Source organism: Sphingosinicella microcystinivorans (assembly GCF_027941835.1).
In the GTDB taxonomy this organism is placed as follows: Bacteria; Pseudomonadota; Alphaproteobacteria; order Sphingomonadales; family Sphingomonadaceae; genus Sphingosinicella.
The window spans coordinates 2,312,001-2,333,764 of sequence record NZ_CP116005.1; the positions used below are offsets into that span (position 1 = coordinate 2,312,001).

The following is a 21,764-nucleotide window of genomic DNA, read 5'->3' on the forward strand; positions in this document are numbered from 1 at the left end:
GATTGACGAGCCCCATTCATGAGTGACGCCGCTTCATCGCCAGCCGTATCCGCGCCGCCGCCCGCCGCACCGTTCGGTGGTCCGGGCTTCGGCCGCTTTCAGGCGCAGCTCAAGGCGATGCTCGCGCAGCCCGCGGTGCGCCGCAGCCTGCCGATGGTGATCGGCACGCTGGTGATCGCCGCCGTCGCCATCGCCTATATCCTCACGCGCACGCCCGAGATGCGGACGCTGTTCCCGGGGCTTCCCGAGGGAGACAAGGCCGCCGTGGTCGATGCGCTGCGGTCGGCGGGCATCTCGCCCGGCATCGACACCATGACCGGCAGCGTGCAGGTTCCCGCCTCCGACTATCACCGCGCGCGGATGCTGCTCGCGGGGCAGGGGCTGCCGAAGGCGGCGCCCGAGGGCTATGCGCTGCTCGACGACATGCCGCTCGGCACCAGCCGCGCCATCGAGCAGGCCCGTCTCAAGCAGAGCCAGGAAAGCGAGCTCGCGCGCAGCGTCGCGGAGATCGCCGCGGTCGAATCCGCGCGCGTCCACCTCGCGCTTCCCGAACAGTCCGTGTTCGTGCGCGATCAGGCGCAGCCGACGGCCTCCGTGTTCGTGAAGCTGGCGCCGGGCCGCGCGCTCGGCGAGGCGCAGGTACGCTCCATCGTCAATCTCGTCGCCTCCTCGGTGCCGGGCCTCCCGGCGGACCGCGTTTCGGTGGTCGACCAGATGGGCACGCTCCTGACGCCCGACGCCGCCGGCGACGAGTTCGGCGAAAGCCGCCGCCGCATCGCCTTCCAGTCCAAGATGGAAAGCATGTACCGCGAGCGGCTGCTCGCGCTGCTGACGCCGATCCTCGGGCCCGACAACTTCACCGCCGAGGTGCATCTCGACCTCGATTTCACCGAGACCCAGCAGACGAACGAGGCGTGGGACAAGGACAACGCCGTCATCCGCAGCGAGCAGGGCGCCTCGCAGTCGAGCGGCGGCGAACTCGCCCCGCGCGGCATTCCCGGCGCGCTCTCCAACGTCGCGCCGCCTGCGGCCACGGTCGCCACGCCCGAACAGGTGCAGGCGCAGAACGCGAACGCGGACTCCAATACCGCCCCCGCCGCGCCGCCGGCCGGCCCGCGCAGCGAGAGCTACACGCGCAATTACGAGATTGGAAAGCAGGTCTCGGTTACGAAGGCGCCCGTCGGCGAGGTCCGGCGCGTTTCGGCGGCGGTCGTGCTGCGCGAAACCGGCAAGGCCATGACCGAAGCGGAGACCAAGACCATCGAGAAGCTCGTGCAAAGCAGCATCGGTTTCAACGCGGAGCGGGGCGACATCGTCGCCGTCACGTCGCGGCCGTTCGCCGAGGCGGCGGCGGAAACGCAGGCGTGGTATCAGTTCGATTTCCAGAGCAACGCGTGGATCGGCGACGTGCTGAAGATCGTCGCCGCGTTCCTCATCTTCATCGTGGTGTTCTTCGCCGTGCTGCGGCCCTTCCTGAAGAAGGCGCTCGCCGCCGCCGATGCCGCGCCCATGCCGGGCATTCCCGGCGCGCCGCGCCCGATCGTTCTCGACGGCGGCGACCTGCAGACGATGGAGGCGCTGAAGGCGCGCCTGAAGCCGCGCAGCGGCCTGCCGCCCGAGGTGCTGACGATGGCGAACAGCTATGACGACAAGGTCGCCGTGGTCCGCATGTTCGTCGCCGAGGACACGGCCCGCGCCTCCAACGTCGTCCGCCAGCTGATCCGGTCCGAAACCGCAACACAGGGAGCCGCCCATGAGTGAGGAACTCGCCCTTGCGCCGCGACATCTGTCGGGCACCCAGAAGAGCGCCATATTGATGCTGCTGCTGGGTGAGGACGAGGCGGCCGATCTCCTGAAGCACATGGGCCCGCGCGAGGTGCAGAACCTCGGCCAGGCGATGTATTCGGTGGCGGATGTCGATCAGGACACGGTGAACGTCGTCCTCGACGAGTTCATCCTTGCCGCGCGCGAGCAGACCAGCCTCGGCCTCGGCACCGGGCCCTACGTGAAGAACGTGTTCGTGAAGGCGCTCGGCGAGGAGAAGGCGGGCAGCGTGCTCGGCCGCATGAGCTCCTCGTCGCCGCAGAAGGGCATCGAGATCCTCGACTGGATGGACGCCCGCTCGATCGCCGCGACGATTGCATCCGAGCATCCGCAGGTGATCGCCGCCGTGCTCTGCCATCTGGAGCCGGGGCTTGCCGCCGAGGTGCTGCAACTGCTTCCCGAGGAGATGCAGCCCGACATGATGCTGCGCGTCGCGACGCTCGATTCCATCCAGCCCGATGCGCTCGCCGAACTCGAGCGCGTCATGCAGAAGCAGATCAAGACGAACGCCGCCGTGCGCTCCGCGACCGCGGGCGGCACGACGACCGCGGCGCGCATCATGAACTACGTGCGCGGCGGCGCCGACCGCCGCATCATCGAGCAGCTCAGCACGCTCAACGAGAATATCGGCCAGAGCATCCAGGACCAGATGTTCGTGTTCGAGAACCTGCTCGCGCTCGACGACCGCAGTATGCAGACGCTGCTCCGCTCCGTGGACAACACGCTGCTCGTCGCCGCGCTCAAGGGCTCGGACGAGCGGATGCGCACCAAGATGTTCGCCGCCATGTCGCAGCGCGCCGCGCAGAGCGTGCAGGACGAGATCGAAACGCGCGGCCCGATGAAGGTGAGCGAGGTGCAGGACGCGCAGAAGCGCATCCTTGCGATCGTGCGCCAGCTCGGCGAAAGCGGTGCGATCATGCTCGGCGGTTCGGGAGACGACTATGTCTAGTGTTCTCGGTGCAGACCCCCGTCCCGTCGCGCTTGCCGATCTGTTCGCGACCGGCCGCGGCGATTTTACCCCGATGTTCGCGCCGCGCCCAGCGGGCGACTTCGTGCCGCGCGTGGATTTCGCTCACCCCTCGTCGGAATTCACGCGCGGCACAATTCAGGTTGAAACCATCGAAACGACGGAGGCCGAGCTTGCCGCCGCGCTCGCCGAGGCGGAAGCGCAGGGGCACGCCGCGGGCCTCGAGGCCGGACGCACCGAGGTGCGCGCCGAGGCGGAACGCGCCCGCACGGAATGCCGCGCGCTGCTGCGCAGCCTCGACGAGGCGCGCGCCATCGACAAGGCGGCGCTGGGGCCGAAGCTGCGCCGCGCCGTGCTCGATCTCGTCGAGCGCATCGTCGGCGCGCACGTCGCCGTCGAGCCCGCATTCGTCAACGGCTGCATCACGCGCGCGCTCGATACGCTGAAGGAAACCAGCGAGGCGGCCCGGCTGTTCCTGCATCCGGACGATCTTGCCGTCATCGACGACGGCAGCCTCAAGGACTACACGAACCTCACGCTTGCCGCCGATCCCGAATTGCAACGCGGCAGCGTGAGGTTGGAGGCCGGGGGCGGCGAGGTGGAGGACGGCGTCCGTCCCCGCATCGCCAAGCTCGAACAGGCGCTGCGCGCCGCCGGCATCGCCGCGTGAACACCGCGACCGAGGACATAGCGGGCCTGCTCGGCGGCATCGGCAGGACGCCGATCGACACGGCGCCGCTCCAGATCGGGCGGCTCACCAGCTACGACGGCCTGCTGCTCGAAGCCTCGGGCCTGTCCGCGCCGGTCGGCACCGTCTGCCGCATCGAGACGGCCAGCGACGAGGCGGCCGAGGCCGAGGTCATCGGATTCCGGAACGGCCGCTGCATCCTGATGTCGCTCGGCCAGCGCGCCGACGTGCTGCCCGATGCGCGCGTGTACCCGCAAAGCAACCAGTCGCGCGTCGAGGTCGGCGACGGCCTGCTCGGCCGCGTCATCGACGGCTCGGGCCTGCCGCTCGACGGGCTCGGCCCGATCGAGACGGAGCGGGACTGGCCGCTCGTCGGCAGGCTCCAGAACCCGCTGGAGCGCGCCCGCGTGACGGAAGCCTTCGATGTCGGCGTGCGTGCGCTCAACGGCCTTTTCACCTTCGGGCGCGGCCAGCGCGTCGGCATCATCGCGGGCTCGGGCGTCGGCAAGTCGGTGCTGCTCGGCATGATGACGCGCTATTCGAAAGCGGATGTCGTCGTCGTCGGGCTGATCGGCGAGCGCAGCCGCGAGGTCACCGATTTCCTTGCGACCAAGCTGCACGGCCCCGCGCGCCAGCGCTCCGTCGTCGTCGCCGTTCCCGCGAACCATTCGCCGATCATGCGCATCCGCGCCGCGCACCGCGCCACGGCGATCGCCGAATACTACCGCGGGCAGGGCAAGAACGTCCTGCTCATCATCGACAGCCTCACGCGCGTCGCGCACGCGCAGCGCGAGATCGGCCTCGCGCTCGGCGAGCAGCCGACCGCGAAGGGCTATCCGCCGTCCGTCATCTCGCTGCTGCCGAACCTCATCGAGCGCGCGGGCAACGACGCGACGTCGGGCGGCTCGATCACCGCCTTCTACACCGTGCTCGCCGACGGCGACGACACGGTGGGCGATCCCGTCGTTGACACCGCGCGCGCGATCCTCGACGGGCATATCGTGCTCTCCCGCAAGCAGGCGGAGCGCGGCGTCTATCCGGCGGTGGACATCGCCGCCTCGATCAGCCGCGTGATGAGCGATGTCGCCGAGCGCCCGCACATCCGCGCCGCGCAGATGCTGAAGCGCCTGTTCTCGCTCTACGAGGAGAACCGCGACCTCGTCTTGATGGGCGCCTACAGCCGCGGCAGCGACCCGGCGCTCGACGCCGCCATCGCCGCGCAGGCGAACGTCACCGCCTACATCATGCAGGCCGAGGATGCCCCGGTCGATCTCGCCGCGTCGGTCGCGGAGTTGACCGCGCAGTTCGGCGAGCACTGAGATGGCGAAGGCGGAGCGGCTGGCGCGTGTCGCGCGCATTCGCGGCCTTCAGAAGCAGCGCGCGCTCGCCGACGAGGCGAAGGCCGCGGCCGATCTCGACCAGCTCCGCCAGATGCACAACCGCATCGAGGCGCTGCGCCATTCCTACACGCCCGTTGCCGACGACGCGGCCGCCTTCGCGCTGAAGTCGATGGCGCACCAGTACGACCGGCTCGGCAAGGCGCTCGCCGCGACGCTCGACCGCGCGGCGCGCGCCGAGGTGCGGCTGGAGGATGCCCGGCAGGTGACGCTCGGCGCGCACCGCCGCAAGCGCGCCGCCGAGGAACTCGCGGACCGCGCCGGCGCCGCCGAGGCCCGCGAGGCCGAACAGCGGCTGGAACGCGCCGCCCCGCCGCGGCGCGTCACGCGCGCCTGAAGGCCTTCGCACCGACCCGCCCCAAAATGGCACGCTTATTGCTGAGTGTTCGCCCGAGAGAGTAACGGGGGTCAAATGTCCGTCAACGCGACTGGTCTTGGTGAGATGCTGACGATGCCCGAATTGTCGGTGCAGGCGGCCGTTCGCCCCGGAATTCCGGCATCCGTGCCCGATTTCCTGACGATCATGGCCCTGAAGGCCGCGCCGCATGCCAAGGGCGTCGCTGTCGGGCTGCCGTCGGCCGGTGACGGAAACCCGACGGCGGAGGGAGCGCAGCCCCTCGTCGTGCCGGGTGCCGACGCGAGCGAAACTGCCGAAAGCGATGTGGATATGGCCTTCGACCTCCCGCTTCCCGCGATGCCCGCGCCGCAGCCGTCCGCGTCCGAACCGAAGGCGTCCGGCGCGCGTTTCGCGGCGGTGGCGGCGCGGCATCTGGCCCCTGCGGATACGGAAACGCCGGTTCCGGCGACGATCGTGAACGGCGAGGGGGATGCGTCCGGCGATGCCGACGCCGAAACGCCCGTTTCCGCTGTCGCCGACAGTGAAGAGAATGCCGATGTGATTGTACCGGCGCTTGTCCAGACCGTGCAACTGCCCGTGCCTCCCACGGCCCCGGTGACCTCTGCCGAGGCAGCAGCCGTTGCTCCGGGCGAGCCGGAGGCCGCGCCGGTCGCGGTTGCCGGCCGGCCCCGGGCGGCTTCCGGCCACGGGACTCCTGACCCGGGGCTTGCCGATGCGCAGGGTGCGCCCGCCGGACGCGCGGGGGCGCCGCCCTTGCCGCAAGCCGTTGTCGATGCTGCGGCCGATACCGCCACACCGCCGGGGAGCACAGCCGGGGTAGCGGTTGCCGCCGCGCCCGCGATGCAGCGCACGGTGCTGCCGACGCCTCCGGCCGCGCGCGGGGACGACCTGCGCGCCGCCGTCGAGACGGCCGACGAGGCCGATCCGGCGCTGCGCGCGTTCCTGCGCGATCGTGCCGACCCCGAAACGGCGACTATTCCTGCGCCGCCGCGCGAGGCCGCGGCATCGCAGACGGCGCAGGCCGTGCTCGCCGCGATCCACGACGCTGCGCCCGCCGCGCGCGGGCCGCAAGCCGCCCACGCGGCGCAGGGTCAGGCCGTTGAGACCGAGGCGCTGCTCGACGACCTGTTCGTCGGCAACGCCGTCGAGGACGAATGGGTCGACCGGCTCGCCGCCGATGTCGAGACGCTGGTGAGCGGCGACCGCCGCGAGGCGCGGCTGCATCTGAAACCGCGCGAGCTTGGCGATCTCTTCATCCGCCTCGAAACGAACGGCAGCCAGGCCAAGGTGCATTTCACGGTGGAGACCGCCGCCGCGCAGGGCTTCATCGCCGACGCCGCGCCGCGTCTCCAGTCGATGATGGAAAGCCGGGGCGTCCGCCTCGAGGAAGCCTCCGTCGATGTCGGCGGCGGCCGTCAGGATCGCGGCGAGTCGCCGCGCGAGACGCCGTTCGGGCAGCCGCTCGGGGCGCGCCCGCGCAGCGCGGCATCGCAGGCCGAAACCGTTCGTGCCATTGTTCGCCAGACCGCCATCGAGCGATTTGCCTAGGAAAGATCGAAATGAGCGACACTCCCGCACCTCCCAAGAAGAAAGGCAAGCTCGCCGGCCTGCTCGTTCCCGTCGTCGGTGCCCTCGTCCTGCTGGGCGGCGGCGCGGCGGGCGGCTGGTACGCCACGACGAGCGGACTCATCGGCGGCGGCCACGGGCCCAAGGTGGACAAGAACAAGCCGAAGCTCGTGGAGCGCAAGGGCGCCGGGGAAACGCCGACGCAGACCGATGCCGACGGCGACGGCCATTACGAGACGACCTATTTCGAGATGAAGCGAGAGTTCACCGCGAACCTCACCGATCCCAACCGCTACATCCAGGTCGGGATCGGCGTCGCGACGAACTACGACAAGCGCGTGGTCGACGCGGTCGAGAAGAACGAACCGGCGATCCGCAGCGCCGTGCTCGGCGTGCTCGGCGAACAGTCCGCGGACCGCGTCGCCACGGTCGCGGGCAAGGAGGAGCTGCAACGCCGCCTGCGCGCCGCGATCAACAAGACGCTTCAGGACAAGGTCGGCTTCGGCGGCATTTCCCAGGTCTATTTCACCAGCTTCGTCATCCAGTAGGATTCCCATGAGTTCCGAACTCAATCTCAGCAAGGAAGAGATCGAAGCGCTGCAGGCGGGCATCGCCGACGGCAGCATCGCGTCCGGCGCGGGCGTGATGCCCGACGGCGTGATCGCGCCGTGGAGCTTCGACAGCGGCGACGAACGCGAGTTCGGCGATCTCCATGCGCTGCACCTGCTGAACGAACGCCTCGCGCGCGGGATGCGGCAGGTGTTCCAGCCGATGCTGCGCATCGCGCCCAAGGTGGATTGCGGGCTCACCTCGCTCGAATCCTTCGGCAGCTACGCGGAAGGTTTCGAGGATTTCCTCAGCCTCACCATCGTCCGCATGGAGCCGCTGCGCGGCCACGGCCTCGTGGTGATGAAGCCGGACCTGATCGGCGCGATCGTCGACGCTTACTACGGCGGCAGGGGCGAGCCGCCGACGATCCGCGCGAACGAGTTCACCGCCGCCGAGGACCGCGTGCTGCAATCGCTGCTCGGCCGCCTGTTCGCGCAGCTCGACGCGGCGTGGGCGGACATCTTCCACCTCCAGTTCAGCCGCATTTCGAGCGAGAGCCACCCGCAGTTCCTCTCGTTCCTCGAAAGCGCCGACATGGTGGTCGTCACGCGCTTCCTCGTGCACCTGCCGCGCGGCGGCACCTCGGCGGTCGACGTCGTCTATCCGCTGAACGCGCTGAAGCCGCTGATGCCGCTGCTGCGCCTGCGCGTCATCACCGAACAGAGCGAGACCGATCCCGGCTGGAAGGACCGCCTGAAGTCGGCGCTGCTCGACGTGGAGCTGCCGGTGCGCTCCATCCTTGCCGAGCCGACGCTGTCGCTGAGCGCCATCATGGCGCTGAAGGTCGGCGACGTGGTGCCCATCCACGTACCCGAGGAGCTGCACATGCTCGTCGAGAAAACCACGTTCGGGATCGGTGCGCCAGGCGAGGCCAACGGCAACGCCGCGCTCAAGATCCGTTCCATCGCGCGTCCCCGCGCCAGCACCAACCGATAGTTTCCCAAGGAGCCTCACATGAGCGAGACCGAAACCGCGAGCCCCGAAACCCCGAAGGCCGACGATCCGTGGAAGCCCGGATCGGCGAACCTCCGCCTGCTTCAGGAGATCGACGTCCGCCTCTCGGTCGAGGTCGGCACCAGCCAGGTGAAGATCCGCGATCTCCTCAACCTCAACGAGGGCAGCGTCGTCGAGCTGGACCGCCCGGCGGGCGCGCCGCTCGACCTGTTCGCAAATGGCACACTCTTTGCGAGGGGCGAGGTGGTGACGGTCGGCGGACGCTTCGGCGTGCGGATTACCGACATCGTGGCACCGGGAGAACGCGTCAAGGACATCTGACGCGTCAAGATTTTGACGGGGGATGAACCTTGATCGGGGACTACGTGTTGCGGCTGACGATCATGCTGCCGCTGGTGTGCGGAATGATCGTCGCGGGGCTCTGGCTCGCGAAACGCTATAACCTCGGCGGCATCGGGTCCGGCCTCAAGTCCCGCGCCGCTACCCGCTCCGCCGCCCGGCTTTCCGAGACCGTGTTCCTGACCCCGGCGGTGAAGCTCGCCGTCGTCGATTTCGAAGGCAAAAGGTTGCTGCTCGCGGTGACGAAGCAGGGCGCGAACCTTCTCAGCGAGGTGCCCGCGATCAGCTTCACCATCGAGGATGAAGACGATGCGCGCTGATCGCCTGATGCGCTTCGCCCCGTTCCTCGTCGCCGTGCTGCTCCTGTTCGCCGCGCCCGCGCTCGCGCAGACTGCGCCGCAGGGGCCGTCTCCCGTCCAGTTCGCCGCCGATGCGCTGAGCGGCTCTGCCGCGCCGGGCGCGCGCCAGCCGCTGTCGCTGTCGCTTCAGGTCCTCGTCCTGATGACATTGCTGTCGGTGCTGCCGGCGGTGATCCTGATGATGACGGCGTTCACGCGCATCATCATCGTGCTCTCGATCCTCCGGCAGGCGCTCGGCCTCGCGCAGACGCCGCCCAACCAGGTGCTGATCGGCCTGTCGCTGTTCCTCACCTTCTTCGTGATGAGCCCGGCGATCAGCGAGATCAACGATGTCGCCTTCAAGCCCTACGCCGCGAACGCCATGCCGATCGACACGGCGGTGGAGAAGGGCGGCACGGTGCTGCACCGCTTCATGATGGGGCAGACGCGGCAGAAGGACATCATCCTGTTCGCGAACCTCAAGAAGGACGGCGCCTACGAGAACGCGGAGGATGTGCCGTTCTCCGTGCTGCTTCCCGCGTTCGTCACCAGCGAGCTGAAGACGGCGTTCCAGATCGGCTTCCTCATCTTCCTGCCGTTCCTCGTCATCGACCTCGTCGTCGCCGCCGTGCTCATGTCGCTCGGCATGATGATGCTGTCGCCGACGCTGATCTCGCTTCCCTTCAAGCTGCTGCTGTTCGTTCTCGTCGACGGCTGGGCGCTCACCATGGGCTCGCTCGCCGGCAGCTTCTTCACGGCGACCTGAGGGGAGGACGATGGACGCAGCCTATTTCACCGCAGCAGCCGGTCAGGCGCTCTGGATCCTCGTGCTGGTGGCCGCGCCGGTCATCATCCCGGCGCTCGCCATCGGCGTGCTGCTCGGCATGGTGCAGGCGGCGACCTCGATCAACGAGGCGACGCTCAGCTTCGTGCCGAAGCTGCTCGGCGTGCTCGTCTGCCTCGGCCTATTCGGTGGGCTGATGATGGGCCTGCTCGTCGATTTCACGCAGGACATCTTCTCCCGGATCCCGGACCTCGTCAGATGACCGGCATCCTGTCGGTCGGCATCGAGGCGTGGCTGATGCAGCTGATGTTCGCCATGCTGCGCATCGGCGGCACGCTCGTCGCCGCGCCGATCTTCTCCGCGATCGGCGTGCCCTTGCAGGTGCGCGTCGTGCTCGCGGGCGCGATCGGCGTGCTCGTGCTCTCCGTGTATCCGGTGGACGTGCCCCACGACATCCTGTCGCTTCAGGGGTTCGTCATCGTCGTGCAGGAATTGATGATCGGGCTTTCGGTCGGGTTCATCCTCCAGCTCGCCTTCGCCGCGCCGCTGCTCGCGGGCGAGTACATCGCGAACTCGATCGGTCTCGGCTTCGCCAACATGGTCGATCCGCAGAGCGGCAAGAACAGCGCGGTCGTCGGCCAGTTCCTGATGATCCTGATGACGCTGCTGTTCCTCGCGCTGAACGGCCACCTGATCCTCGTGCGCCTGATCGTGGAAAGCTACGCCCTGATGCCGCTCGGCGGCGACTGGCTGACGCGCGACCATTTCTGGGGAATCGTGAAGTTCGGCGGCTTCGTGTTCGCGGGCGGGCTCGCCATCGCGCTTCCCGTCGGCTTCTCGCTGTTCGCGCTCAACCTGCTCGTCGGCGTGCTGACGCGCACCGCGCCGCAGCTCAACATCTTCGCGGTCGGCCTGCCGCTGACGCTGATGACCGGCTTCGTCGTGCTCGCCATCGCCTTCCCGGCGATGAGCGATCTCATGCAGTCCGCTGCCGACACCGGCCTCGACGAGGCCAAGAGCTGGCTGGGAGGGCGCTGACGTGTCCGACAAACCCGAAAAGGACCAGCAAACCGAGGCCCCGACCGAGAAGCGCAAGCGAGACGCGGCGGAAAAGGGCGACGTTCTCCGCTCGCGCGAGCTGACCACCGCGCTCGTCATGCTCGTCGGCGCGGCGTATCTGGCGCTTGCCGGCGGCTGGATGGTCTCCAGCCTCGAACTCATGCTGAAGACCGCGCTCGCCGGGCTGAAGCACGGCGGCGTCAACTTCCAGCCCGCGGCGATGACGTGGGCGCTCGCCAAGGTGATCGCGTTCCCGCTTGCGGGCCTGCTGTTCACCTGCTTCACGGCCGCGCTCGTCAGCCAGGCGCTGCTCGGCACGTTCCAGTTCAACATGACGCTGATCGCGCCGAAGGCGTCGCGCATGAACCCGATGAACTGGGTGAAGCGCACCTTCGGCCTTCAGGGCCTCACCGAACTCGGCAAGTCGATCCTGAAGGTCGTGCTCGTCGGCGCCATCGGCTGGTGGATGCTCTCGGACTATGCGCGCGAGATCGCCTCGCTCGGCACCGAGGACGTCGGCAACGCCATCGCGCACACCGGCCGTCTCGCCGCCGTTTTCCTGCTCGTCCTGTCGTTCGGGCTGGTGGTGGTGGCGGGCGTCGACATCCCGCTTCAGGCGATCCAGCTCATGCGCAAGCTCAAGATGTCGCGGCAGGAGATCAAGGACGAGCTGAAGCAGACCGAAGGCTCGCCCGAGGTGAAGATGCAGCTTCGCCGCCGCCAGCGCGAGGCGACGCGCAACAACATGCGTGCGGGCATGAAGCAGGCGAACGTGGTGCTGACGAACCCGACGCACTTCGCCGTCGCGCTCCGCTACGACAAGACCCGCGATCTCGCACCGGTCGTCGTCGCCAAGGGCAAGGACCTCGTTGCCGAGGTGATTCGCGATCTCGCGGCGGAGAACGACGTGCCGGTGCTGTCCTATCCGCTGCTCGCCCGCGCGGTGTTCTTCACCTCGAAGATCGGGCAGGAAATCCGCGACGACCTCTATGTCGCCGTGGCGGGCGTGCTGGCGTTCGTGTTCAGCGTCGAGCGCGATCGCCTGACCCAGCCCGAGATCGAGGTGCCCGAGGGCGCGCGTTTCGACGAGACCGGGCGGCCGCTATGATCGGAACGCCCGCGAATCTTTACCGATTATTCCCTAAATCCGGCGCAGAATCGGTCGTGAACAGTCTGAGCGGCCGGCGCGCGTCCGCACGAACGAGAAGGCAGGTGCAATGTCCATTCTGACGGCGCTCGGCAGCGGGTCGGGAATCGATACCAAGCAGCTCATCGCTGACCTCGTCGCCGCGCAGCGCGCGGGCAGCGACAAGGTGCTGGCCGCGCGCCAGACCGCCGTCGACGCCAGGATTTCCAGCCTTTCGACGATCAGCTCGGCGCTCAGCGCCTTCTCGACGGCGCTCGGTTCGCTGGTCGGCAGCGGCGCGCTCGGCCGCCAGGTGATCAGCAGCGACACCTCGTCGATCGCGCTCTCGCTCAGCGGTTCGTCGAGCCCGCCCTCGCTTTCGCACACGCTCGAGGCGACGCAGCTCGCGCAGCGGCAGACGGTGGCGTCGGCGCCGGTCGCCGACCGCAACGCGCCCATCGGCGAGGGCACGCTCACGATCAATTTCGGCACGCTGTCCGGCACGTTCCCGACGCCCTCCGGTTTCACGGCGGGCACGGCCGCGCCCGTCACCATCACGATCGGGCCGGACAACAACAGCCTCGTCGGGCTCCAGCAGGCGATCAACGCGTCGAACGCCGGGGTCACGGCCTCGATCGTCGAGGATGCGAGCGGCGCGCGTCTCGTGATTCGGGGCGAGACCGGCGCGGCGAAGGCGTTCACGATCGACGCCGATGCGGGCCTCGAGGCGTTCGCGTTCGGCCCCGGCGCGACCGGCATGACATGGACGGCCGAGGCGAAGAACGCCGTCGTCGTCATCGACGGCATCACCGTCGAGCGGCCGACGAACAGCATCTCGGACCTCGTCTCCGGCCTGAAGCTCGATCTTCTGAAGGTCACCGACGGCCCGGTGACGATCTCCAGCGACTATGACGCCGCCACGCTGAAAACGGCGGTCGGCAACTACGTCGATGTCTACAACCAGCTCGTCTCGATGCTCGCGGAGGAAACCCGGCCCGGCAAGGACGGCGCGGCCGCGGGCGCGCTCGCGGGAGACCGCACGACGCGCGACCTCAAGCGGATGCTCGCCGACCTCAGCACGAAGATGCTGCTGACGGACGGCGGCGGGCCCTCCAGCCTCGCCGAGATCGGCATCAAGACCAACCGCGACGGCACGCTCAGCATCGACGATGCGATGCTGACGAAGGCGGTGACGAACCACCCGGGCCGCGTCCACGACATGTTCGTGCCGGGGCAGACCAGCAGCTCGCCGCTCGTCGAGATCGCCAGCAGCCTCGGCGCCGCGAAACCGGGCACCTACGCCGTCACCGACATCGTCGCGGCGACCTCCGGCAGGCTCTCCGGCGCGGCGGCGCCTTCGGCGTTCGACGTGCCGGTCGTCATCGACGCCACGAATAGGAGCTTCACCGTCACGCTCGACGGCCGCACCTCGCTCACCATCAACCTGCCCGAGGGCAGCTACGCGAGCGGCGCCGCGCTCGCTGCCGCGTTCCAGACCGCGATCAACGACGATTCGGTGCTGAAGTCGTTCGGCCTGTCGCTGACCGCCGCGTGGGACGGATCGGCGTTCACCTTCACCTCGAAGGGCGTGGGCAGCACGTCGGGCGTCACCATCGTCGGCCTCGACGGCGCGCTCGCCGCGACGCTCGGCCTCGACGTGCCCATGGCGACGGCGGGCACCAACGCGTCCGGCAAGATCGGCGGCGTCGACGCCATCGGCATCGGCAACCGCCTGATCGCGGCGTCGTCCTCGGCGGCGTCGGGTCTTGCCGTCAACATCCTCGGCGGGGTGTCGTCGTCGACGGTGGTCGTGCGCTCGACCGTCGCGGGCCTCATCGCCGACATGCAGAAGCAGCTTGCCGCGTCCGGCGGCGGCTTCACGACGACGTCGGAGCGGCTGGCGAAGGAAGCCAAGGCCATCGCCGAGGAGCAGGACCGCGTCGAGGCGCGCAGCCTCGCGCTGGAGGAGCGGCTCACGATCCAGTTCGCGGCGATGGAGCGCGCCATTGCCGCCTTCAACAGCACGCAGGCGTATATGAAGCAGCAGATCGACCTCTGGACGCGGGATCTCGGATGATGATGCAGGCCATGCGCGCGCGGCAGCAGTATGCCGCCATCGACACCGCCACCCGCACCGAGCAGGCGAGCCCGCACCGCCTGATCGAGATGCTGTACGACGAGCTGCTCTCCGCGCTCCGGCAGGCGGGGATCGCGGTCGAGCGCGGCGACCTGCCCCTAAAGAGCAGCCGGATCAGCCGTGCGCTCTCCATCCTGCACGGCCTCGAATCGAGCCTCGATTTCAATCGCGGCGGGCCGGTCGCCGAATCGCTTTCGTCGGCCTACGCCTACCTCCGTCAGGAGACCATCGCCGCCGGCCGCGACAACGATACGCGGCGTCTCGCCGCCGCCACGGAGGCCGCCTCCGGCCTTGCCGACGCCTGGCGGCAGATTCGTCCGTGACGGCGATCCCGGCGCTTCTCGGCGACATCGAATCGCTGTCCGGCATGACCGCGCACGCGGCGGCGGGCGGCGACTGGACCGCGGTCGAACGCTACGAGACGGTGCGCCTCGCGCTCGTGAAGACGCTGTCGGGGCTCGCCGCCGATCCGGCGCTGCGCGCCGAGGCGCTGGCGGCGCTGCGTCAGGCCGAATCGCATTCGGTGACGATCGGCCACGCCATCGCGGTCGGCCGCCGCGCGCACGACCGCAGCGCCCAGACGCTGCGCCAGTCCGGCACGGCGCGCAGGCTCTACGGGAAAGCGAGAACCGCTTAGGGCTATCCTAGGCGACGGCGCGTTCGCCGCGGCCGATCTGGTACTTGCGCATCTTCTCGATGAGCGAGGTGCGTTGCAGGCCGAGCACGCGCGCCGCGTCGGCGACGATGTCGCCGCTCTGTTCGAGCGCGGCGTGGATCAGCGACTGTTCGAGCTTGGCGACGAGCGCGCGCATGTCGCAGCTTCCGGCGCCGAGCAGCGCGCGGGGATCCATGTCGAAGCTGTTGCCGTAGGGGCGCAGCGGCACGACCGCAGCTTCCGGCAGGCGCGTGTCGGCCTCTTCCTCGGAAACCGTGGTCGCTTCCCAGAGCGCCGCGTCCTCGTTCGGCAGCGCGCGGCGGTCGAGCGCCGCGCCGAGCAGCAGCTCGACATCGCCGACGCCGATCTCGCCCTCGCCGAACAGCACGACCGCGCGCTCCACGACGTTGCGCAGCTCGCGGATGTTGCCCGGCCAGCCGTGCTGGCACAGCGCGCGCAGCGCCGGGGCGTCGAAGCGCAGCTTCGCGCCCGCCTGCTTCAGGAAGTGCGCGACCAGCATCGGGATGTCCTCGCGGCGGTCGGCGAGCGCCGGCAGGTGCAGCGGGAAGATGTTGAGGCGGTAGAACAGGTCCTCGCGGAAGCGGCCCTCGGCGATCGCCTGTTCGAGGTCCCTGTGCGTGGCGGAGACGACGCGGACGTCGACGGCCATCGTCCTGTTGCTGCCGACGCGCTCGATCTTGCGCTCCTCGAGGACGCGCAGCAGCTTCACCTGCATGTCGGCGGGCATGTCGCCGATCTCGTCGAGGAAGATGGTGCCGCCGTCGGCAGCCTCGAAGCGGCCCTTGCGGCTTTGCAGCGCGCCGGTGAAGGCGCCCTTCTCGTGGCCGAAGAGTTCCGATTCGATGAGTTCGCGCGGGATGGCGCCGCAGTTCACGGCGACGAATTCGTTGTTCCGGCGGGGGGAGGCGAGGTGCAGGCAGCGCGCCACGACTTCCTTGCCGGTGCCGGACGGGCCCGTGACCAGTACGGAAGCCTGCGAACCGGCGAGACGCATGATGAGATTACGGACCCTGACGATCGCTTCGCTTCGACCGATGAGCAGCGTTTCCAGTTCGGCCAATGCGCCGCCCGCTGCAGCCCCCGTTGCAACCGTCATCCATGTTCCCCCTGGGCATCACCCCGATGCCGTGAAACGAGATGTAACGGTGAAATGGTTAACGAAATTCATACGCGGAATCCTTAATTCTCAGTAGATTACGAAAAATCACGGTTTCGTCGTGAAAGCGTAGCGATTCCGTCATTTCCGGGGCGAAACGAGCGGGTGGCGGTCTGCCGTTCGAGGCCCGCGCGGTTCCCCGGCGGCCGCCTTTCCCATCGCCCGCGTTCACAAAGATTGACGCAACCTCTACGCGCGGGCGGTCGCCGTCGCGGCTGCCGGGTGTCCTACCAGCCCTTCGCGGCAATCCAGTAGGGGCCGGTGCAGGCGCGCGGGATGGCCTCCAGCAGATAGCCGGGCGGCGGCGGCTCGGCGGTGCCGCCGCCCGAAAGCGACACGGCACTGCCGACCGTGAGCGTGCCGCCCGCCGCGCCGTCGCGCACCACGAGCTTGCCGGCCTCTTCGTCGAGCCGGGCCGAGGACGGCCAGAGTACGAGGCGGCTCTCGCCGGTCTCGTCGCCGACGCGCAGGCACCCGTCCTTCACGAACAGCGTGCCGGTGAACAGCGCCTGCATCGCCGCGCCCGAGGGATCGCGGGCCTGCGGGAAGTGCGTGACGGCGCCCGCCTTTTGCGGCTGCGGGATGCTGTCGTCGCCCACCACGTTCAGCACGGCGGCGGGGGAGAGTTTCAGCCTGCCTGCGGCGATGGCAGCCTTCGCCGCCGCATCGTCGACGACATGGAGCAGCACGCGGTTCGCCTCGATGTCCCGCTCCGTGCCGACGAGCGTCAGCCCGGCGGCCTTGAAGGCGTCCTTCGCCTGCGTTTCGGCGGCGGCGAGGTCGGCGAGCGAATAGTCCACGCTGCGCGGCACGAAGGCGTCGTCACCGACGTAGCGTTTCAGCTTTTCGGCGGCGTCGCCCTTGAACAGCACCACGGCCTGCGCCTTCGGCTCGTGTTCGAGGTAGAGCCCCGCGAAATCGGGGTCCGAGCGCACGCGGAGCTGGAAGACGGCGAGCCGGTCGGCGAGCCGCATCCGCGCCTCGGCTTCCTCGAGGCTGATGCCGAGCGTACGCGACAGGTGCAGCGCGGAATCCGCCGCGCTCGTCGGCTCGGGTTGCTGCGCGGCTGCACCCGCCGCGGCAAACAGCGGAAACACGGCCAACATCAGGCGTTGCAAGGTCTTCACGGCGTCCCCTTGTATTATGTGGGCAACACACCCAATATGGTGATAAGCATAGGACAGGAAACGGATCATTAGGAGCGGTAATGCAGACCGAAACCGAGCTGAAGCTTCAGGCCCCCGATCCCGTGATCACCGTGGCGCCCGAAAAGGCCGCCGGGCTCGTGCCGATCAGCGACGAGAAGAAGACCAAGCTGGAAGCGACGGTGGACAGCTTCGTCGACGACCTGCTGGCGCAGGACGCGAACAGCCCCGCCTTCGGCAAGCTCGTCGATGAGGTGACGGCGCTCGGCCGCCGCGAGATCGCGGAGGCGGCGCAGCATTCGAACCGCTTCCTCGACCGCCCGGTGAAGGCGATCAACGCCGAAGGCAACATCGGCAAGGACCTCGTGGCGCTGCGCCGCACGGTGGAGGACCTCGACCCCGGCACGGACGGCAGGAAGCTGGCGCCGCGCAAGATTCTCGGCGTCATCCCGTTCGGAAGCCGCGCCAACCGCTATTTCGACAAGTACCGCTCCGCGCAGAGCCACATCTCCGGCATCCTCGACAACCTCGCGAACAGCCGCGAGGAGCTGTTCCGCGACAACGCTGCCATCGACGTCGAGCGCCAGAACCTCTGGAAGACGATGGAGAAGCTGGAGCAGATGATCCACGTCTCCAAGACGCTGGACGCGAAGCTGGAGGCCGCCGCCGCCGAGCTCGAGGTCTCCGATCCCGCGAAGGCGAAGGCGGTCCGCGAAAGCGCGCTGTTCTACGCGCGCCAGCGCACGACCGACCTGCTCACGCAAATGGCGGTGAGCGTGCAGGGCTATCTCGCGCTCGATCTCGTCAAGAAGAACAATGTCGAGCTGACGAAGGGCGTGGACCGCGCCTCGACCACGACCGTTTCGGCGCTGCGGACGGCGGTGACGGTGGCGCAGGCGCTGACCAGCCAGCGCCTCGTCCTCGACCAGATCACCGCGCTCAACACGACGACGGCGGGCGTGATCGACTCGACGAGCACGATGCTGAGGAACCAGACCGGCGAGATCCACAAGCAGGCGGCGTCCGCGACCATTCCCATCGAGACGCTGAGGCGCGCCTTCGAGAACATCTACGCGACGATGGACTCGATCGACACGTTCAAGATGGAGGCGCTCGCCTCGATGAAGGAGACGGTCGAGACGCTGTCGGGCGAGGTCGAGAAGTCGCGCGGCTACATCGCGCGCGCCGAGGGCGCGGCGCAGGCGCAGATCAAGGGGCCGGCGTCGACGTTCAAGGCGATCGAAGGCTGAGCGGATGGCGCGTGAAGTCTCCGAGATCCTGAGGCGCGCCGACGACATGTTCGGCCGACTCGCGCGCACGCCGGAAGGCCGGGCGGCGGTGATGCGGCGTGCGCGGCGGCAGACGCAGTCGCTGGTGCGCCGCGTGACGAACGCTGTGATCGCGGTGGTCGCCGTCGTCGTCGCGGCACTGCTGTTCGGCATCTTCGTGGGGCCGCTCGGCATCAACGGGCTGCTGCTGCTCGCGCTTGCGGCGCTCGGGCTCGGCGGCTTCTTCCTGCTGCGCACGCCGCGCATGGACATGCCGACGCCGCAGGCCATGAAGAACGCCGACCTCGCCGCGATCCCGCGCCGCGTCGAGGACTGGCTGGAGCGCCAGCGCCGGAGCCTGCCGTCGCGCGCGGCGAAGCAGATCGACGAGATCCTGCTGCGCCTCGAAGTGCTCGGCGAACAGCTCGCGCAGGTGCCCTCCGGCCAGCCCATCGCGGGCGACGCGCGCCGCCTGATCGGCGAGCATCTGCCGCGCCTCGTCGACACCTATCTCAAGGTTCCGCAGGCCTACCGCGCGCCGGGCAGCGAGCCGGAGCAGCAGCTTCTGGAGGGGCTCGTCACCATCGCCGACGAGCTTCGGCGGCTTTCCGAGCAGCTCGTGCGCGGCGATCTCGATGCGCTCGCCGTCGAGGGCAAGTTCCTCGAACAGCGCTACAGGGACAACGGCGCACTTACTTAGAAATCTAACGACCTCTCAATCCCGTGTGGTGGACGCGCGCCTCGGCGCGTGTCTATCTGGCAGGGAAGGAGAGTGCCCATGGATTTCGATCTGCCCGCCGACCTCGTCGCCTACCTCGCCGAACTTGACGCCTTCATCGAGTCCGAGATCAGGCCGCTCGAGCGCGCGGACGATAACATCCGCTACTTCGACCACCGCCGCGAGTGGGCGCGCACCGATTTCGAGAACGGCGGCCTCCCCCGCCACGAATGGGAAGCCCTGCTCGCCGAGGCGCAGCGCCGCGCCGACGCCGCCGGGCACTGGCGCTTCTCCGCGCCGAAAAAATACGGCGGCAAGGACGGCTCCAACCTCTGGATGGCGGTGATCCGCGAGCATTTCGCCGCCAAGGGCCTCGGCCTCCATAACGACCTCCAGAACGAGCACTCGATCGTCGGCAACTTCCCGTTCGTCGCCATGTTCGAGGAGTTCGGCACCGAGGCGCAGAAGCAGGAGTTCATTCCCGGCGGCTTCCGGCGCGAGCGCATTGTCGCCTTCGGCCTCACCGAGCCCGAGCACGGCTCCGACGCGACCCATATGGAGACGCGCGCCGTGCCGGAGACGCGCGACGGCGTACCCGGCTGGCGCATCGACGGCGAGAAGATGTGGACGACGCTGATGCACGTCGCCACGCACTGCGCCACCTTCGCGCGCACGGACGGCGCGGACGGCGACGCGCGCGGCATCACCTGCTTCCTCGTGCCCTCGGACGCGTCGGGCGTGAAGGTGGAGGAGTATCTCTGGACCTTCAACATGCCGACCGACCACCCGCGCGTGTCGTTCACCAACGTCTGGGTGCCGGAAACCGCCGTGCTCGGCGCGCCGGGCGCGGGCCTCGCGCTCGCGCAGTCGTTCGTCCACCAGAACCGCATCCGGCAGGCGGCCTCGTCGCTCGGCGCGGCCGTTTTCTGTATCGAGGAGAGCGTGAAATACGCGCGGGCGCGCAAGCCCTTCGGCAAGGCGCTCGCGGAGAACCAGGCGATCCAGTTCCCGCTCGTCGAGCTCGCGACGCAGGCGGAGATGCTGCGGCTCCTGATCCGCAAGACGGCGTGGGAGATGGACCGGATGCCGCACAAGGCGATCGAGCGCGAGCTTTCTGACCGGGTCTCCATGTGCAACTACTGGGCGAACCGCCTCGTCTGCGAGGCGGCCGACCGCGCTATGCAGGTGCACGGCGGCATCGGCTATTCGCGGCACAAGCCGTTCGAGCACATCTACCGCCACCACCGCCGCTACCGCATCACCGAGGGCGCCGAGGAAATCCAGATGCGCAAGGTGGCCGGATTCCTGTTCGGCTACATGGGGCCGAAGAAGGCGGCGTTTGAAGGCTAGGATGGCGAAGACGCTCCTCATCGTCTGGCATTCGCTGACCGGCGGCGCGCGGCAGATGGCCGAGGCGGCGGCGGAGGGCGCGTGCCGCGAGGACGGCGTTGCGGTCGTGCTGAAACCGGCGTCCGAGGCGGGACCCGACGACCTGCTGGCGGCGGACGGCTACATCTTCGCGTGCCCGGAGAACCTCGCCGCGATCGCGGGCGTGATGAAGGCTTTCTTCGATCGCTGCTACTATCCCGTGCTCGGCCGCATCGAGGGGCGGCCCTACGCGACGCTCGTCTGCGCGGGCACGGACGGCGCGAACGCCGTGCGCCAGATCGCGAGGATCGCGACCGGCTGGCGGCTGAAACCCGCCGCCGAGCCGCGCATCGTCCTCACCCACGCCGATACGCCGGAGGCGATCCTCGCGCCGAAGCGGATCGGGTCGGGAGACCTTGAGACGTGCCGCGATCTGGGTCATGCACTGGCTGCGGGCCTTGCAATGGGAATAGTCTAGGGGAGGGATGATGGCGGATTTCTCGTTCGACCTTTCGGGACGCATCGCGCTGGTGACGGGCGCGTCGTCGGGCTTCGGGGCGCGGTTCGCGCGGCAGCTCGCGGCGAGCGGCGCGAAGGTCGCGCTCGGCGCGCGGCGCGTCGATCTGCTCGACGACCTCGCCGACGAGATCGCAGGTGCGGGCGGCGAGGCGCTTGCGGTCGAGATGGATGTCAGCGACGAAGCTTCGGTGATCGCCGCCTACGACCGCATCGAGGAGGAATTCGGCACGCCGGACAGCATCGTCGCCAACGCGGGCATGAACGTCGAAGGCCCCGCGACCGAGCTTTCGGCGGACGATTTCAACCGGCTGATGGGGGTGAACCTGACCGGCGTGTTCCTCACCGTGCGCGAAGGCGCGCGGCGGCTGATGGCGGCGGGCTCGCGCGAACGCGGGCACGGCCGCATCGTCATCGTCTCCTCGATCACCGCGAACACGGTGGAGCCCGGCCTCGCCGCTTACTCGGCCTCGAAGGCGGCGGTGCAGCAGATGGGCAAGGTGCTGGCGCGCGACTGGGTGCGGCAGGGCATCAACGTCAATTCGATCTGCCCCGGCTACGTGCGCACCGAGATCAACAGCGACTGGTTCGACACCGAGCCCGGTCAGAAGCAGATCGCGAAATTCCACCGCCGCCGTCTGATGCCGGAGGACAGCCTCGACGCGATGCTGCTCTACCTCGCTTCCGACGCGAGCGCGGCGATCACCGGCTCCAGCTTTACGCTCGACGACGGCCAGTCGCTTTAGCGCTACTTTGGTAGAATGTTGATTT

At 68.8% G+C, this 21,764-nt stretch carries 24 protein-coding genes; 22 read left to right on the forward strand and 2 right to left on the reverse strand.

What is annotated here, in order from left to right; all coding sequences use genetic code 11:
• Positions 1-18 precede the first annotated feature (18 nt).
• The 17 genes from fliF (at position 19) to PE061_RS11190 (ending at position 14,783) form a co-directional block, all read left to right on the forward strand.
• The gene (gene fliF / locus PE061_RS11110; RefSeq protein WP_271255352.1) at positions 19-1,761 is read left to right on the forward strand and encodes a flagellar basal-body MS-ring/collar protein FliF; all 1,743 of its coding nucleotides are present in this window, start codon (positions 19-21) and stop codon (positions 1,759-1,761) included.
• Positions 1,754-2,773 carry a flagellar motor switch protein FliG gene (gene fliG / locus PE061_RS11115; RefSeq protein ID WP_271255353.1) on the forward strand — a complete coding sequence of 340 codons (1,020 nt, stop codon included), beginning with the start codon at positions 1,754-1,756 and terminating at the stop codon, positions 2,771-2,773. The genes fliF and fliG overlap by 8 nt, the downstream gene beginning before the upstream one ends.
• Entirely contained in the window at positions 2,766-3,461 is a 696-nt protein-coding gene (locus tag PE061_RS11120; RefSeq protein WP_271255354.1) for a FliH/SctL family protein, read from the forward strand. The genes fliG and PE061_RS11120 overlap by 8 nt, the downstream gene beginning before the upstream one ends.
• A gap of 17 nt (positions 3,462-3,478) precedes the next feature.
• The gene (locus PE061_RS11125; protein ID WP_271259177.1) at positions 3,479-4,798 is read left to right on the forward strand and encodes a FliI/YscN family ATPase; all 1,320 of its coding nucleotides are present in this window, start codon (positions 3,479-3,481) and stop codon (positions 4,796-4,798) included.
• Position 4,799: 1 nt separating this feature from the next.
• Positions 4,800-5,213 carry a hypothetical protein gene (locus tag PE061_RS11130; protein ID WP_271255355.1) on the forward strand — a complete coding sequence of 138 codons (414 nt, stop codon included), beginning with the start codon at positions 4,800-4,802 and terminating at the stop codon, positions 5,211-5,213.
• Positions 5,214-5,288: 75 nt separating this feature from the next.
• Positions 5,289-6,782: a flagellar hook-length control protein FliK gene (locus tag PE061_RS11135; RefSeq protein ID WP_271255356.1), complete on the forward strand. Its 1,494-nt coding sequence runs from the start codon at positions 5,289-5,291 to the stop codon at positions 6,780-6,782.
• Positions 6,783-6,793: 11 nt separating this feature from the next.
• Positions 6,794-7,348: a flagellar basal body-associated FliL family protein gene (locus tag PE061_RS11140; protein ID WP_271255357.1), complete on the forward strand. Its 555-nt coding sequence runs from the start codon at positions 6,794-6,796 to the stop codon at positions 7,346-7,348.
• Positions 7,349-7,355: 7 nt separating this feature from the next.
• The gene (gene fliM / locus PE061_RS11145) at positions 7,356-8,345 is read left to right on the forward strand and encodes a flagellar motor switch protein FliM (protein ID WP_271255358.1); all 990 of its coding nucleotides are present in this window, start codon (positions 7,356-7,358) and stop codon (positions 8,343-8,345) included.
• An 18-nt stretch (positions 8,346-8,363) separates the two neighbouring features.
• Positions 8,364-8,684 carry a flagellar motor switch protein FliN gene (gene fliN, locus PE061_RS11150; RefSeq protein WP_271255359.1) on the forward strand — a complete coding sequence of 107 codons (321 nt, stop codon included), beginning with the start codon at positions 8,364-8,366 and terminating at the stop codon, positions 8,682-8,684.
• 29 nt (positions 8,685-8,713) lie between these two features.
• Positions 8,714-9,022: a flagellar biosynthetic protein FliO gene (locus PE061_RS11155; protein ID WP_271255360.1), complete on the forward strand. Its 309-nt coding sequence runs from the start codon at positions 8,714-8,716 to the stop codon at positions 9,020-9,022.
• A complete protein-coding gene (fliP, locus tag PE061_RS11160) occupies positions 9,012-9,806 on the forward strand; it encodes a flagellar type III secretion system pore protein FliP (RefSeq protein WP_271255361.1) in 795 nt (264 codons plus the stop codon). The genes PE061_RS11155 and fliP overlap by 11 nt, the downstream gene beginning before the upstream one ends.
• Positions 9,807-9,816: 10 nt before the next feature.
• Entirely contained in the window at positions 9,817-10,086 is a 270-nt protein-coding gene (locus tag PE061_RS11165) for a flagellar biosynthetic protein FliQ (RefSeq protein ID WP_271255362.1), read from the forward strand.
• Positions 10,083-10,862 (forward strand): flagellar biosynthetic protein FliR, encoded by a 780-nt coding sequence (gene fliR, locus PE061_RS11170; protein WP_271255363.1) that lies wholly within the window; start codon positions 10,083-10,085, stop codon positions 10,860-10,862. The genes PE061_RS11165 and fliR overlap by 4 nt, the downstream gene beginning before the upstream one ends.
• A 1-nt stretch (position 10,863) precedes the next feature.
• The gene (gene flhB, locus PE061_RS11175; protein WP_271255364.1) at positions 10,864-11,991 is read left to right on the forward strand and encodes a flagellar biosynthesis protein FlhB; all 1,128 of its coding nucleotides are present in this window, start codon (positions 10,864-10,866) and stop codon (positions 11,989-11,991) included.
• Positions 11,992-12,100: 109 nt separating this feature from the next.
• A complete protein-coding gene (gene fliD, locus PE061_RS11180; RefSeq protein ID WP_271255365.1) occupies positions 12,101-14,086 on the forward strand; it encodes a flagellar filament capping protein FliD in 1,986 nt (661 codons plus the stop codon).
• Positions 14,083-14,469 (forward strand): flagellar export chaperone FliS, encoded by a 387-nt coding sequence (gene fliS, locus PE061_RS11185; protein ID WP_271255366.1) that lies wholly within the window; start codon positions 14,083-14,085, stop codon positions 14,467-14,469. Before fliD ends, fliS begins: the two co-directional genes overlap by 4 nt.
• On the forward strand, positions 14,466-14,783 hold the full coding sequence (locus tag PE061_RS11190; RefSeq protein WP_271255367.1) for a hypothetical protein: 318 nt from the start codon (positions 14,466-14,468) through the stop codon (positions 14,781-14,783). The genes fliS and PE061_RS11190 overlap by 4 nt, the downstream gene beginning before the upstream one ends.
• A 7-nt stretch (positions 14,784-14,790) precedes the next feature.
• Here the strand turns inward: PE061_RS11190 and PE061_RS11195 are convergent, their stop codons facing one another.
• Both PE061_RS11195 and PE061_RS11200 read right to left on the reverse strand, forming a co-directional pair.
• Positions 14,791-15,918: a sigma-54 interaction domain-containing protein gene (locus PE061_RS11195; protein ID WP_271255368.1), complete on the reverse strand. Its 1,128-nt coding sequence runs from the start codon at positions 15,916-15,918 to the stop codon at positions 14,791-14,793.
• Between the two features lie 287 nt (positions 15,919-16,205).
• On the reverse strand, positions 16,206-17,105 hold the full coding sequence (locus tag PE061_RS11200; protein ID WP_271255369.1) for a hypothetical protein: 900 nt from the start codon (positions 17,103-17,105) through the stop codon (positions 16,206-16,208).
• A gap of 80 nt (positions 17,106-17,185) precedes the next feature.
• Between PE061_RS11200 and PE061_RS11205 the strand changes: the two genes are divergently transcribed.
• The 5 genes from PE061_RS11205 (at position 17,186) to PE061_RS11225 (ending at position 21,739) form a co-directional block, all read left to right on the forward strand.
• Positions 17,186-18,373, forward strand: a complete 1,188-nt coding sequence (locus PE061_RS11205; RefSeq protein ID WP_271255370.1) for a toxic anion resistance protein — start codon at positions 17,186-17,188, stop codon at positions 18,371-18,373.
• 4 nt (positions 18,374-18,377) lie between these two features.
• Positions 18,378-19,091 carry a hypothetical protein gene (locus tag PE061_RS11210; protein WP_271255371.1) on the forward strand — a complete coding sequence of 238 codons (714 nt, stop codon included), beginning with the start codon at positions 18,378-18,380 and terminating at the stop codon, positions 19,089-19,091.
• A 78-nt stretch (positions 19,092-19,169) separates the two neighbouring features.
• Positions 19,170-20,459: an acyl-CoA dehydrogenase family protein gene (locus PE061_RS11215; protein WP_271255372.1), complete on the forward strand. Its 1,290-nt coding sequence runs from the start codon at positions 19,170-19,172 to the stop codon at positions 20,457-20,459.
• Position 20,460: 1 nt separating this feature from the next.
• Positions 20,461-20,955, forward strand: coding sequence for a flavodoxin family protein (locus tag PE061_RS11220; protein ID WP_271255373.1), 495 nt, complete (start codon positions 20,461-20,463; stop codon positions 20,953-20,955).
• Positions 20,956-20,965: 10 nt separating this feature from the next.
• A complete protein-coding gene (locus PE061_RS11225) occupies positions 20,966-21,739 on the forward strand; it encodes an SDR family NAD(P)-dependent oxidoreductase (RefSeq protein ID WP_271255374.1) in 774 nt (257 codons plus the stop codon).
• The last annotated feature ends 25 nt before the right edge of the window (positions 21,740-21,764 follow it).

Excerpts from the sequence above, each read along its gene's own strand:
- fliF (WP_271255352.1), top strand. The coding sequence starts at position 19 with ATGAGTGACGCCGCTTCATCGCCAGCCGTATCCGCGCCGCCGCCCGCC.
- fliG (WP_271255353.1), top strand. The coding sequence starts at position 1,754 with ATGAGTGAGGAACTCGCCCTTGCGCCGCGACATCTGTCGGGCACCCAG.
- PE061_RS11120 (WP_271255354.1), top strand. The coding sequence starts at position 2,766 with ATGTCTAGTGTTCTCGGTGCAGACCCCCGTCCCGTCGCGCTTGCCGAT.
- PE061_RS11130 (WP_271255355.1), top strand. The coding sequence starts at position 4,800 with ATGGCGAAGGCGGAGCGGCTGGCGCGTGTCGCGCGCATTCGCGGCCTT.
- PE061_RS11135 (WP_271255356.1), top strand. The coding sequence starts at position 5,289 with ATGTCCGTCAACGCGACTGGTCTTGGTGAGATGCTGACGATGCCCGAA.
- PE061_RS11140 (WP_271255357.1), top strand. The coding sequence starts at position 6,794 with ATGAGCGACACTCCCGCACCTCCCAAGAAGAAAGGCAAGCTCGCCGGC.
- fliM (WP_271255358.1), top strand. The coding sequence starts at position 7,356 with ATGAGTTCCGAACTCAATCTCAGCAAGGAAGAGATCGAAGCGCTGCAG.
- fliN (WP_271255359.1), top strand. The coding sequence starts at position 8,364 with ATGAGCGAGACCGAAACCGCGAGCCCCGAAACCCCGAAGGCCGACGAT.
- fliP (WP_271255361.1), top strand. The coding sequence starts at position 9,012 with ATGCGCGCTGATCGCCTGATGCGCTTCGCCCCGTTCCTCGTCGCCGTG.
- PE061_RS11165 (WP_271255362.1), top strand. The coding sequence starts at position 9,817 with ATGGACGCAGCCTATTTCACCGCAGCAGCCGGTCAGGCGCTCTGGATC.
- fliR (WP_271255363.1), top strand. The coding sequence starts at position 10,083 with ATGACCGGCATCCTGTCGGTCGGCATCGAGGCGTGGCTGATGCAGCTG.
- fliD (WP_271255365.1), top strand. The coding sequence starts at position 12,101 with ATGTCCATTCTGACGGCGCTCGGCAGCGGGTCGGGAATCGATACCAAG.
- fliS (WP_271255366.1), top strand. The coding sequence starts at position 14,083 with ATGATGATGCAGGCCATGCGCGCGCGGCAGCAGTATGCCGCCATCGAC.
- PE061_RS11195 (WP_271255368.1), bottom strand. The coding sequence starts at position 15,918 with ATGACGGTTGCAACGGGGGCTGCAGCGGGCGGCGCATTGGCCGAACTG.
- PE061_RS11205 (WP_271255370.1), top strand. The coding sequence starts at position 17,186 with ATGCAGACCGAAACCGAGCTGAAGCTTCAGGCCCCCGATCCCGTGATC.
- PE061_RS11210 (WP_271255371.1), top strand. The coding sequence starts at position 18,378 with ATGGCGCGTGAAGTCTCCGAGATCCTGAGGCGCGCCGACGACATGTTC.
- PE061_RS11215 (WP_271255372.1), top strand. The coding sequence starts at position 19,170 with ATGGATTTCGATCTGCCCGCCGACCTCGTCGCCTACCTCGCCGAACTT.
- PE061_RS11220 (WP_271255373.1), top strand. The coding sequence starts at position 20,461 with ATGGCGAAGACGCTCCTCATCGTCTGGCATTCGCTGACCGGCGGCGCG.
- PE061_RS11225 (WP_271255374.1), top strand. The coding sequence starts at position 20,966 with ATGGCGGATTTCTCGTTCGACCTTTCGGGACGCATCGCGCTGGTGACG.